A 12,671-nucleotide genomic window follows, 5' to 3' on the forward strand; every position below is an offset into this window, starting at 1 on the left:
TATGATAATCTGTTCTTAGGGGGAGAATTCGTTCAATGACATATAAATTCGTAGCTATGATATTGTCCATTCTATTACTTACTCAAATAACACTACCACTTCCAACAATTTCAGCTGAAGAAAAGCCCCCTACACAAGACGAGGCGAAGGATCTCGTCCAAAAAGGGCTTACCATTTTCGAAATTGACAAAGAAGTTGGCCGATTAAATGAACAAGATGCAAGCATCGTTGCTCAAATCAAACAAAATGAACAAGATATCATCAAGCAGAACAGCAATGTTGAAAACACCCGAAAACATGCCGGTAAAGTGCTGAGAGCTTATTATACAGGGGATCGAGATTCGATCTGGATGCTGCTGTTTACCGTTAGTTCCTTTACGGATGCATTGCGAATGTTCGAGTATCTGCAAATGATTATTAATAATGATCATCGCGCCTTATCCGCTTTCACCGAATCGTTTAAAAAATTGAAAAGCCTGCGAACCGTACTTGATTCTTCTCGCGTCGAGCTCCAGAAAACGAAAGAGAAATTCCTCACACAGCGTGAGAGACTCGTAAAGCTTCAAGAAGAGCTGGACAAACAACTAGCCGTCAGTGCACAAGCACAAGTCATAGAAGCCCAAATAAAAAGCTTAAATGACCAATGGAAGCAAGAAGGCATCCCTTTATTCCGCGAGTACTTGAATAGTTTATCATCAGCCTTCCGAGAGCTGCCACAGTATGTAACGAAAGAAAATAAATTCATGGACTTATCTTCTATCAAAAATCCAGTCATAACGATTAGTGATACGGATTTCAATGCTTACCTTCATTCAAAAAATGAACTCTTACAGAATTTGAATTTTGAATTTGCCGATGGGTCGATCATTGCAAAAGGTAAAAAAGATCATGTACAAATCACGTTGAAAGGAATGTTTTTGTTGAAGGAACATCCCGACATGAATGAAGTCCGCTTTGTTGTGGATAAACTTGAATTCAATGGCTTCCAACTGCCTGATACCACAATTGAAGACTTTATGAAAGAATTCCAGCTTGGTTTCATCCCGAAAAAAATTGTCAATTATCTCGATGTCGTTAGTGTAGAGACGAAGAATGGCATCGCAGTTGTAAAACTCAAATTATCCCTGTAAAGTAGCAGAGGATAACGAAGTAAAGTGAGGACTACGAATGGAACCAAAAATCGGTCTGATGATGGATCTGCCCGAAGGAAAAATACCTGGATTTTATGCGCAAATCGTTAAAGCTCTAGCAGGTAAAGTTGAATTATTTGATCGCGACAAAGAAATGCTTATTGTCAGCAATAAAGAACAACAGCTTGCTGCACTCGATGTTATGGCTCATTTCAATATCGAGACGAACCTCATGGAGCTTCGGCTGCTGCCGGATGACGCTGAATTGACTGATCTATTCAGCGATTATGGCTTTACAAGCCGCGCAGAACACAATTATTTATACAATAAGCTTGTCGTACAATTCCGATTTACGGCAGATAGTCCTCAAGCTGAAATCGACCAAGCAGCCCTTCAGATCGAAGAGCACCTCCTCGCACAGTACCAGGCTCAGGATCACACTGTGTACGTCGTGGATCGACAGCTCGAAGAGCTCATGCAGGGAATTGCCAAAGCTTATCGATGCCGCATCGAGATGCTGCCTTAAAACACGCAAAGAAGCCCACAACCCCTTATCGGTGGTGTGGGCTTCTTGCATTATTCAGAGCAGATCGGCTGCTAATTGCGCTAGATGCGAGCGTTCACCACGCTCAAGAGTGATATGTCCACTAATACCTTCCTGCTTGAAGCGTTCAACCACATAAGTTAATCCATTACTCGATGCATCGAGATAAGGATGATCAATTTGATCTGGATCGCCAAGAAGAACTATTTTACTGCCCTCTCCTACGCGGGAAACGATCGTTTTCACCTCATGCTTGGATAAGTTCTGCGCTTCATCAATAATAATGAATTGGCCGGGAATCGAGCGTCCTCGAATGTACGTCAGAGCTTCCACTTGAATACTACCGAGACCTGCTAGTATTTTTTCAATGTCCCCTGGTTTTTTGGTATCAAACAGATATTCCAAATTATCATAGATCGGCTGCATCCAGGGACGCAGCTTTTCATCTTTTTCACCAGGCAGATAACCAATATCCTTGCCCATTGGAACAACAGGTCGAGCAATTAGCAATTTTTTATATTTACGATCATCCTCAATCTTCATAAGGCCCGCAGCTAACGTCAGCAGCGTCTTACCTGTACCCGCTTTCCCAGTAAGGGTGACGAGCGGGATGTCGTCATTGAGCAGGAGCTCAAGAGCCATTCGTTGCTGCGCGTTACGCGCGGCAATCCCCCAGATGGGATCGTTACTCATGTAGAGCGGCTCCAGCTTTTTGGCATCGGGCGTCACTTTCAATAAAGCTGATTTGGAAGAACCTAACTCATCCCGTAAAATAACAAATTCGTGAGGATGCAGCATATAGCCCAAATTAAGCGATGTCACAGTCAAGAAACGGTAAGAATAAAACTCATCGATGATAGAAGGATGTACGTATAACGTTATATATCCTGTGTACATATCCGTTTGTGCAACAATGCGATCAGTTAAATAATCCTGTGCAGGTATACCGAGGACATCTGCTTTAATACGAACTAATGTATCTTTACTCACGATTACGACAGGTCTCGGATATTCATTAGCCTGCTCTTCTAGATGATAGTTGAGCGCGACCGCGAGAATTCGGTTATCATTCGTTAATTCTGCAAATGTATCCTGCAGCTTCGCGAAGCTGCGATGATTGAGTTCCACTTTAATGCTGCCGCCACGATCGAGCGTGATGCCATCGGACAAATTGCCTTTGGTTCTTAGTCCATCCAGCAATCTCGAAACATGTCTCGCATTACGGCCTATTTCGTCCGCATTTCGTTTCTTAGAATCGATTTCCTCCAACACCACGGCGGGTATGACTACTTCATTATCTTCGAACGCGAATAAAGCATTAGGGTCCTGAAGCAGAACATTGGTATCCAACACGTAAATTTTTTTCATTGGTGTGTCCCCTCCCAGATTTGGCGTTAGATCATTGGTTATATTAAATACATACAACCTAGCTGTGCCGGACAAACTAAACGCGAGATTTAGGAAAGAAAGGAACGATTCAAGTGAGACTATTGTGCGTAGTTATAGTATTTCTGACCCTCGCGGTTGGCTGTAGTCAAGCGCCGAAAAGTGGTGCCCCCTCTCAAGATCCGAATCAAAATCAAGTAAAAGTTCAACAAATCGCCCCACAAAAGCTCGAGATAAAAGATTCAAAGGCTGTTGCAGAACGTTTGGAAAACTTAGCCACCAGTATCCCTCAGGTTGAAAGCGCGCACTGCGTCGTCTTCGGTGATACCGCCGTTGTCGGTATCAACATTAAGAAGGATTTGGATCGCGCAAAAGTCGGCACCGTTAAGTATTCGGTAGCTGAAGCGCTCAAGAAAGATCCATACGGAGTTAACGCCATTGTTACAGCAGATTTGGACTTAGATCAACGCTTGCGCAACATTCGGGATAACATCCAAGCAGGAAGACCGATTACCGGATTCGCTGAGCAAATGGCAGATATCATGGGCCGTGTAATGCCTCAGCTGCCGCGTGATATTCGCAATATGCCAGATAATGCAGGACCTAAGGACGCGAATCAGGCGGGAAATCCAAACCCGTAATCCACTGAAGATAACAAAAAGCCTGACTGCATACGCAGATCTAGGCTTTTTTTATCGCATCAAAAACTCGGCCGACTGGATTTACAGTGACTCGGCTTGCACAAGTTTTCTCATATTCAGGCTCGGTCATCATTTGGGCGCGATCCATCCATTGCTTCGGTAAAGCTGTGTTGTGTTCAGCCATATCGCTTGCGCCTCCTACTAGGTGGTTGAAAACGCTCCTTACACTTACAGTATATCATAGCCGGTGGCAAGCGTTCCACCCTTATGTATCTATTTTCGATTCATGCGAACACTCCTTTTTCAACCAGATATACCTTAGTGTACGTCGGTTTAAAAAAGTTATGTCGTCAAACATGAACGTCTATTGATTATTGTAAATCGGATTCGAATTAATATCATTAAGCAGCTTTTCCGCCGATTCACGATCAAAGCTTTGTCTGCTCTTGATATTTTCTTGTTCATAGGCGATGTGAATTTTCATCCGATCTGATTCGTCCACAATTTCCATATGACTGACTCCATGATCTTCATGCAATATAAGCGCAAAAAAATCAAGCGTCTCTTTGGCCGCTTCGTCATCCGGTCTTGCTTGACTTACAATATGCATTTGCAGCCAATTAAAAAAGGCGTCTTGCAGTTTCATTTTTAACGCCCGTCCTCTCTAAGTAAAATAACATCGCAGCCTAATTCCAGCCAACGAAGCCATTGATTTTTCCAAATGATTTGCTGTGCTTCTAAAGCGCTGTCATCTAACGATGACACCAAATCCAAAGCCTCCTCTCGCTTCAGGAGACGATCTAGAAAGGCTTCTGCACAATGAGATAAATGATAAGGGTCACCATCAAATACAATGGCATCAGAATGCGTTAAATCAAGTTCTACGAGCTCTGAACCACATATCTCTTCATCGTCGCTTAACAGCAGACTAGCTTTAAACATAGATAGCAATCTGGGGTGTCTACCATTCGCTAATTCACGGAAAGCTTCCAACTTCGTGACTGGAGAGCAATCCAAGCGATCAGCCCCCAACACCAGAGGAGAGTAGCCTGCAATCGGAACTAACCAGTATCGAGTCATTCGCCCCTCCTAAGAGTTTTGCTTTAGCAAAACTATCATCGTAAGCATATTCTGAGTTTTTGCAAGAATATATTCATTGATAGCATTAAGTTGGTCTATTGCCGCTTCTTTTCTCGATGAAATACCGAATACGAACAAGAAACATTAACGATATGGCAACAGCCAGACAGAGCACAATAGGTAGTCCTACAATTTGAAAAACAAGCAGCATAACCGATCCAATGGCCAGCAGCACATAGATGACAGCTGTCTTGAGAACCGGCAATTTACGTGTCCGGAAAACTTTGTTATACACATAAGACATGAATATAAAGATTAACAGGTAAGTGATGTACAGGTGATTTCCAAACCACTCGTTCAAGGCAGTCAACACATACACTCCATTTCATTAAAAAAATAAATTCAACTACCATTATCCCTCAAAATTACAAATAAATAAAGGGAAATGCGGCATTATAGCCCACATTTCCCATATTTCGAACACTTTGTGAATTACACGTTAGCTTCAGCCGTTTTGCGGTGTTTCTCAGCACGCTCGCGCTCGCTTTTGTTCAAAATCTTTTTGCGAATACGAACGGATTTCGGTGTAATTTCACAATATTCATCATCGTTCAAATACTCAAGCGCTTGCTCCAAAGAGTACATACGAGGAGTTTTCATTTTTACAGTTTCTTCTTTGTTCGCGGAACGGATGTTGTTTACCGCTTTTTCCTTACAGATGTTAACGATGATATCATTGTCGCGCGTATGCTCACCAACGACCATGCCTTCGTAAACTTCCGTTTGTGGATGAACGAACAAGATACCGCGATCTTCTACGGAAAGGATTCCGTATAATGTAGATACACCAGATTCGCTGGAAACAAGTACGCCTTCATGACGTCCGCCAACACCAGCTCCTTGGTATGGACCATAGCTGTCAAAAGCATGGTTCATAATACCGTAGCCGCGAGTTAACGTTAAGAAGTTCGTTCTGTAACCGATCAAACCACGTGCAGGGATTAAGAACTCAAGACGAACGTTACCGCTGCCGTTATTGATCATGTTGACCATCTCCGCTTTACGGGAACCCAAGCTCTCCATAACGGAACCCATGCTGTCTTCTGGAACGTCGATGATTAGACGCTCGATCGGCTCCATTTTTTGACCGTCGATTTGACGAATGATAACTTCTGGTTTGGAAACTTGCAATTCAAAACCTTCACGGCGCATGTTTTCAATCAAAATACCTAAGTGAAGCTCACCGCGGCCAGATACGACGAAAGCATCTGGGCTATCTGTATCTTCAACGCGCAAACTTACGTCTGTTTCAAGCTCTTTGTAAAGACGCTCGCGAATTTTACGGGAAGTTACCCATTTCCCTTCGCGCCCTGCGAATGGTGAGTTATTTACGATAAATGTCATTTGCAGCGTTGGCTCATCAATTTTCAAGACTGGCAATGCTTCCGGATTCGCAGGATCTGCTACCGTTTCACCAATATTGATATCTTTGATCCCTGCAATGGCAATAATGTCCCCTGCAGCTGCTTCTTCGATCTCGATACGTTTCAAGCCTGTGAAACCGAAAAGTTTCTCGATTCTAGCTTGCTTCTGACCGCCTTCGCGCGTCATAACAGCAACAGTTTGACCTTGACGAATTTTACCACGGTTCACACGGCCTACGCCGATACGACCCAAATACTCATTGTAATCCATCAATGTAACAAGGAACTGAAGCGGTTGATCCACATCTTCCGTTGGAGCTGGAATGTGACTAACAATCGTCTCATAAATAGCTTCCATGTTGTCATCTTGTTTCTCAGCATCAAGACTTGATGTACCTTGTAGTGCGGAAGCATATACAACGTGGAAATCAAGCTGCTCATCCGTAGCGCCTAGTTCAATGAAAAGGTCAAGAACTTCGTCTACAACTTCTTGCGGACGCGCGTTCGGGCGGTCAATTTTGTTAACAACAACAACTGGAGAAAGGTTGCTTTCTAATGCTTTACGTAGAACGAACTTCGTTTGCGGCATGGTGCCTTCGAAAGCATCAACAACCAGCAAAACGCCGTCTACCATTTTCATGATACGCTCTACTTCACCACCGAAATCGGCATGTCCAGGTGTATCCACGATGTTAATCAGGTAATCTTTATAATTAATTGCTGTATTTTTTGCAAGAATGGTAATACCGCGTTCTCTCTCGAGATCGTTGGAGTCCATCGCTCTCTCTTGAATAGCCTCGTTCTCGCGGAATGTTCCGGATTGTTGAAGTAATTTATCTACGAGTGTCGTTTTACCGTGGTCAACGTGTGCGATAATTGCAATATTGCGAATCTTGTCTCTTGCGTGCATGAATGTCAAACCCTCTCTACCCTATAATTTTCGTCTCTGTTCATAAAACAAGCGTCGGACGAAAGCGCCGACGCTTGACATTTACACTTATTATACGCAGTTTCTCGACATTATGCAAGGTAAATGCCGATCTACATAAAACTTTTACAAATAAATGCCTGAAATTACCACGCATTTCGCTTGCGGAAAATCATGACAAGTCCAGCTACTACAAGGATCAAAGCGATTACATAGATCCCTAAATGGATTAGTAGAGTTAACCCGAAACATACAGCTGAAATGATTCCCAGCACCATAGCGCCTATCAAAACACCGCGATCACTTCCACGATCGAACAAGTGCATCTCATACAATCCGATGGCTACACCAAGAATGAATCCCGGCCACAAATAGCTCATTGAACCCCAACCAAATATATTGCAGTAAAAGAACATGATTGCGTAAGTCGTTAATATACCTCCAGGTACAAGAACGCCTGCGGGCAGTGATCGATTAAAGAAGAATACGTGGAACAGCAGCCCAGGAATGAGTAAAACTAGCGGCCAGAAGAACGAAAGAAGAACATGGAAAAAACCTAATTTACCTAGAAGCAATAGGGCGGCCAGGCCAATTAACAGGATACCAATGGAGTAGCTATTTCTAGCCATTCAAATCCCCTCCTAATTCACTTGTCACTAAGGGATCAACTTCGACACCCTTCAACAAATAGTTTATCGTACCTGGCGAGAAATTGCTAGGTGCTTGGCGCTATTTGCGGCCTCGCCGTTTGGCTTCGAGCAAACGGCTCATGCTGTCCGGCGGCGCACTATTCGGCGCCGGGGGTACGGGCTCTGGAGCAGCTTCGCGCTGCTCCAAGGTAGGCCGCGGCGGTGCAGCCACGGCTGGTGATGGAGCGCTGCCTACGGCAGAGCGCTCGTTCTTACGCTGCAGCTTGTGCTCCGCAAGCTGCTTGCGCTCGCGGAGACGCGCCAGCGGCGTCTCCGCCTGCTGTGGCTGGCCCGCAGGAGCGGCCAGCCTCCACGCGAACGCCCGGGCCCACAGGCCGGGCGGCAGAGCCACGCGCCGCGCTGCGATGTCCATCAGCAGCAGCGCGAGCGCCGCCATCAGCAGGTACTCGCTGATGGGGGTCAATCGCTTCTGCGCGGCAGAAGCGAAGGCGAAGGCTTCCTCCGGATGCTCTAACGAGAGCATCCGGCCGCCTGTAAGCTCAGCAAGCTGTTGGAGCTTACTGAGGCCCTGTCCGTCCGTGATCCGATATTCCGGAGAATAAGGAATCACGAAGCCGGAAGTCGAGCTGCCGATGACCCGCTTCTCGGCCCCCTCTTCGCTGCCGGCTGCGAGCAGTTCTGTCTTGGCGATATAAACGCCTGACTTATCCACAGATAGCTGTGCTGAATATTCACCAGGTGCTGTGGACGTAAAATGGATCTCTTGCGAGCCGAGAGATTCATCCGTAACGATAGCTCGAAGTTCCCCTTGTTCACCAAGAGAACCATCAAGTGTGATATGTCCACTTTTGGCTTCTAAGGTCATCTCACGACCTGCCAAATGCCCGTTGAGCTCCAGCGGAGACGATTCAAATTGCGGAAACGTCCACTTTATCATGCCAGTAAGCACTTGTGAAAAGGCTGGCCATGTTACCCAGTTCGCCGACCACGCTCCTGTCACATCACTTGTCCATGCGACAGAGCGCCCAGAACCATACTGCCATCTCGCTAGAATAGGATCAGGTTCCGGGCTTGTGAGTACCACTTCAGCAGCCTCTTTAGGGGTTGTGGCAATATATCCGTTTAGCGAAGGCAGTCCTTGCCCCAAAAAGCTATGCCAGTCTGTCCCTCCTGCTAAAGCTGGAACGAAAGGCTGGTTAACCACATACGTACGTGATATCAGAACCGCTTCTCGGCTAAAAATCGCCGGGATTGTCGTCTGATCCACAGCCGCGTAATACCTCCCCTTCGCCAAATCAGCTAGCTGCTTCAGCAGCGATTGATCCGCATCTGTTCCGATGGCAACAGTGGACATCGTGATATTCTCTTTTTGCATATCGGCGGTCAACGCATCATAGCTCTGAGTCGTGGAGGATTGTCCGTCAGTCAACAAAATAATATGTTTACGCTGAGCTTCCACTTTGGAAAGCTTGGCGAATGCTTCCACTACGGCTGTATAAATCTCCGTTCCGCCATCAGCGGGTATCGCATTAATCTTCTGGATGACGCCTGATTTATCACTTAGCTTCTGCGGTTCTACATACCAATGTGGGGAAGAATCGAATCCAAGTACCCCAAGCGTATCTTTTTCCCTGAGTAAGTCGACTGTCCGCGAAGCGGCTTCCTGAGCCAGCTTCATTTTTTCACCTGACATACTGCCCGATTTATCCATAACAAGTACAATCCCGAGTGAAGGTATCTCCCGCTTCCCGCGTAGGTCCATATAAACAGGAAGAGCACGCTCGATCGGCGTTTTGAAATAACCTCCCAATCCATAGCTGTTATCTCCCCCAAGCATAACCAACCCTACGCTGTAATCTCGGACAGCCTGCTCCATCATTTCCATTTTCAATTGTGGAATTTGAGTGGCAGCAACATTGTTTAAAATGATACTTTCATAACGGGTATACGTTACAAAATCATTGGAAAGCAGCTCAGGTTCTATCGTTTCAAACGGAATAAGTGCGGACTGCAGTGCTCCCTCCACATTTTTGGAGATACCTGCTTTCCCTTCTACAATCAGTACTTTCGGAGGACCTTCTACTTGACTGAATACATAATGCGCATTATTGGCCGACTGCTCATCCCCTTCCAAATACACTTCCGCTCGATACCGATGAAAACCTGGTTCCTTTGCAAGCGATTGAAAGGCGAATCTGTTCTCCCCTTTATTCAGTTGAACCGACCCAGCTGTCATTTCTCGATTGTCCTCAAAAACACGTAATTGAGCCACCCCAGTGCTTGTAGACCGGATGACTACCTCCAACGTATATGCTTCTGCTTGATACAATTTATCTGGAACACGAACCGCTTCAATGGAGGCGTCTTTTCGCTCTTTGGCAGCGAGAGGGACCACATCTACTTGGATACCGCGGTCACGCAGCAGTTTACCTTGTCGCAATACGTCACCCACATTTTCTTCACCATCCGACATTAAAATAATACGGCCGGATTTTCCGTTCGTAAGCAGTCCAGAAGCAAGCTGTAAGCCCGAGGCTATATCTGAAAATTGGGTGTTCGTTTGGGCTGTAAACTGAAATCTGTTCATCTCTCTGGCATCCAGCGACTTCTCTACGGAAGCTTTAAGGGCCATCGAAACGACTCCCGCCTCGTCCTTCTCGGAAGAACGTGCTTTGACAGCTTCGCGAATCCACTCAGCTTCCTTCATTTCTTCTTTCACACTATCAGATCGATCGATCGTGAATACGATGCTTTTATGATTTACCCTTGTATACAGTTGGGTTTCCGCAAGCGCGAGGATCAGAAGAAAGAAGACAGAGGTTCGCAGAGAAACAACAAGCTTCTTTCGCCCGCCTTGTAGACGGTGTAAGCTTTTCCATAGCCAGACCACATAAAAAGGAAGAAGTAGAATCAGCAGCAAGGCGGGCAAAAATTCAAACTGAATACCCACGGCGATACACCTCCCATTCCAGTACTAGCAGCACAAGCAAGATCACGATAAGCCAAGGAATTAACATCGTATTCCCTAGTAAGATATCTTTACTGCGATCTACACCGACATCGACTTCACTACCTGGTTTGAAGACCAGCTTGTTTTCCACTTTCCTATTCACATTGGATTCCCTGGCATCCATCACAACTTCAAGCAGACGAGTTTGTACGATATGTCCACCTGTATTGTATTCAACAAATTCATATAGACCCGGAAGCTTAGGCGCAGTCTGCATACTGGATAGCGCGTCTTCATTCCGTTCTGCCTCTTCCTCTTTACCAACTTCCATGGTTGTTTTCCAGATCGCTTTCGTCGCTTCCGGATGAAGAACAATTTCTTTTCGATCCCCTGCTGTAATACGACCTAGATTGCCACCATGGTGCTGGGTCAGCCAAGCAACAGCATTTTGAACGAGAATGGGGAACTCCGAACGCAGTGCAAGATCCGATTGCTCAAGCGAGAACGTAAATGCCAGATTTGGTATGCCTTCTTCTGTACCTGCTAGAAGAAGTGGTACGGACGCTGACGAAATGATGGCCTTCTCCCATGGCTTTAGCGCTCTAGTCTGAGCCATAACAACGTTCACGTCCGACAGATGAATGTAACGCGTGATGGGGTGATCCATTATCGAAAAAGGTGATGCTGAAATGGTTTGTTGAGGCTCTAAGTCAGTTTTTGCAGAAGAAGCAAACCGCCAAACTGGTTTTGATGTAAGTAGTCGCTGCCAGTCATCTGATTGTAAAGCTGATTCGGTCACACCATCTACAATAATTAGGTCAGGAGTTAGCCCCAAGGGCGGTGGATAGGTTCCGTCATTGCTTTTTTGTATACGAAGAACATCCGTCTTTGCCAAAGTAAGTGCTTTTTCTAAGAAAAGGTTGCCTTCGCCTACATAAGCTGCTTGGACGCGACCAGTCCCTTCAGGAAAGGCGTAAGCTGTATTATCAGCTTCCAATACATCTTTTCCTTCAAGCTGCAGCTTGTACACATCAGCCCGAGTCAGCTTATCTGCGTAGATTGACTTTTGCTCGCCTCCCTTAAGGTTTAGGGAATCCGTTCGAACTGCTTGCGAATCCGCGTAAAGCGTTGCTTTGACAGAAACATTCGTAGCCCCCCAATTTTGCAATACGGCAACAGCCTTAAATTCCGCTGCATCCTGAACTTCTTTAACACCGAATTGAGTAATCGCCACATTCACAGGTTGGTTGGTGACATCGTCACCTGTTCGTCTCTGAATCTCAGGTTCCTGAATGCTGACTGGGATTGAAAAGATAATCCCTTCGGCATTATCGACCCATTGGTTATCCGTATAAATACGTACTTCCCCACCGAATTCTTCCCTCGTTAGAGCAGAGGCTAGAGACAAGGCTTCCTGTACATTCGTTTTGCCGTAAAAGGGAGCAACCTTATTCAAAGCGGCTTGTAGTGAGGACAGATTTGATTCACGTTGTAGAAGCAATTCTGGTTGATCTTTCATGACTAAAAGCGAGTAGCTACGATTCTGGGCTTCCTCGCGTGCGTAAGTTAAGATACTTTGCTTCGCTTCTTCTAACCTTGTTCCTCGTTCCGTTGATGTTTGCATACTCGCTGAAGCATCTAACACGAAAAAAATATGTGATTTCGCAGTTTGCTGGCCACGGATAATCGGCTGCATCAAGGCAAGTACCAGTAATGACGCTGCAAGCAGCTGAAGCAGGAGTAATAATTGTCGGCTTAGACGCTGCCATGGCCGATTGGTCTCCTGCTCACGAAGAACACGCCGCCAAAGCATATGGCTGGATACTTCTGTATCGATATAACGGCGTTTTAACAAATAAAGCACCAGGATAAAGGGGATTGAAAGCGAGAACCATAACCCGCTTAACGATGCGAATTGCATAAGCACTCACCTTTCCA

At 45.6% G+C, this 12,671-nt stretch carries 12 protein-coding genes; 3 read left to right on the plus strand and 9 right to left on the minus strand.

Going from position 1 to position 12,671, the window contains the following annotated elements; translation table 11 throughout:
- Positions 1-35: 35 nt before the first annotated feature.
- Positions 36-1,130, plus strand: coding sequence for a coiled-coil domain-containing protein (locus QFZ80_RS19265; RefSeq protein ID WP_307560535.1), 1,095 nt, complete (start codon positions 36-38; stop codon positions 1,128-1,130).
- A 37-nt stretch (positions 1,131-1,167) separates the two neighbouring features.
- Entirely contained in the window at positions 1,168-1,656 is a 489-nt protein-coding gene (locus tag QFZ80_RS19270) for a hypothetical protein (RefSeq protein ID WP_307555111.1), read from the plus strand.
- Between the two features lie 54 nt (positions 1,657-1,710).
- On the opposite strand, the gene QFZ80_RS19275 is transcribed toward QFZ80_RS19270, so the two are convergent.
- Entirely contained in the window at positions 1,711-3,042 is a 1,332-nt protein-coding gene (locus QFZ80_RS19275) for a PhoH family protein (RefSeq protein ID WP_307555110.1), read from the minus strand.
- A 113-nt stretch (positions 3,043-3,155) separates the two neighbouring features.
- Here QFZ80_RS19275 and QFZ80_RS19280 point away from each other — a divergent pair, with 113 nt between their 5' ends.
- A complete protein-coding gene (locus tag QFZ80_RS19280) occupies positions 3,156-3,701 on the plus strand; it encodes a YhcN/YlaJ family sporulation lipoprotein (protein WP_307555108.1) in 546 nt (181 codons plus the stop codon).
- Positions 3,702-3,741: 40 nt separating this feature from the next.
- Here the strand turns inward: QFZ80_RS19280 and QFZ80_RS19285 are convergent, their stop codons facing one another.
- From QFZ80_RS19285 to QFZ80_RS19320, 8 genes are all read right to left on the minus strand, one after another.
- Positions 3,742-3,885: a hypothetical protein gene (locus QFZ80_RS19285; protein ID WP_307555107.1), complete on the minus strand. Its 144-nt coding sequence runs from the start codon at positions 3,883-3,885 to the stop codon at positions 3,742-3,744.
- Between the two features lie 180 nt (positions 3,886-4,065).
- Positions 4,066-4,347 carry a hypothetical protein gene (locus QFZ80_RS19290; protein WP_307560538.1) on the minus strand — a complete coding sequence of 94 codons (282 nt, stop codon included), beginning with the start codon at positions 4,345-4,347 and terminating at the stop codon, positions 4,066-4,068.
- 2 nt (positions 4,348-4,349) lie between these two features.
- On the minus strand, positions 4,350-4,781 hold the full coding sequence (locus QFZ80_RS19295; protein ID WP_307560540.1) for a hypothetical protein: 432 nt from the start codon (positions 4,779-4,781) through the stop codon (positions 4,350-4,352).
- An 85-nt stretch (positions 4,782-4,866) separates the two neighbouring features.
- Positions 4,867-5,142, minus strand: coding sequence for a YlaH-like family protein (locus QFZ80_RS19300; RefSeq protein WP_307556102.1), 276 nt, complete (start codon positions 5,140-5,142; stop codon positions 4,867-4,869).
- Between the two features lie 131 nt (positions 5,143-5,273).
- Complete coding sequence (typA, locus tag QFZ80_RS19305) at positions 5,274-7,115, minus strand: translational GTPase TypA (protein ID WP_307555101.1); 1,842 nt, start codon at positions 7,113-7,115, stop codon at positions 5,274-5,276.
- 164 nt (positions 7,116-7,279) lie between these two features.
- On the minus strand, positions 7,280-7,762 hold the full coding sequence (locus tag QFZ80_RS19310; protein WP_307555100.1) for a hypothetical protein: 483 nt from the start codon (positions 7,760-7,762) through the stop codon (positions 7,280-7,282).
- Positions 7,763-7,862: 100 nt separating this feature from the next.
- Positions 7,863-10,733, minus strand: coding sequence for a VWA domain-containing protein (locus tag QFZ80_RS19315; RefSeq protein ID WP_307560542.1), 2,871 nt, complete (start codon positions 10,731-10,733; stop codon positions 7,863-7,865).
- On the minus strand, positions 10,717-12,654 hold the full coding sequence (locus tag QFZ80_RS19320) for a vWA domain-containing protein (protein ID WP_307560545.1): 1,938 nt from the start codon (positions 12,652-12,654) through the stop codon (positions 10,717-10,719). The genes QFZ80_RS19315 and QFZ80_RS19320 overlap by 17 nt, the downstream gene beginning before the upstream one ends.
- Positions 12,655-12,671 lie beyond the last annotated feature (17 nt).

Source organism: Paenibacillus sp. V4I7 (genome assembly GCF_030817275.1).
Classification (GTDB): domain Bacteria; phylum Bacillota; class Bacilli; order Paenibacillales; family NBRC-103111; genus Paenibacillus_E.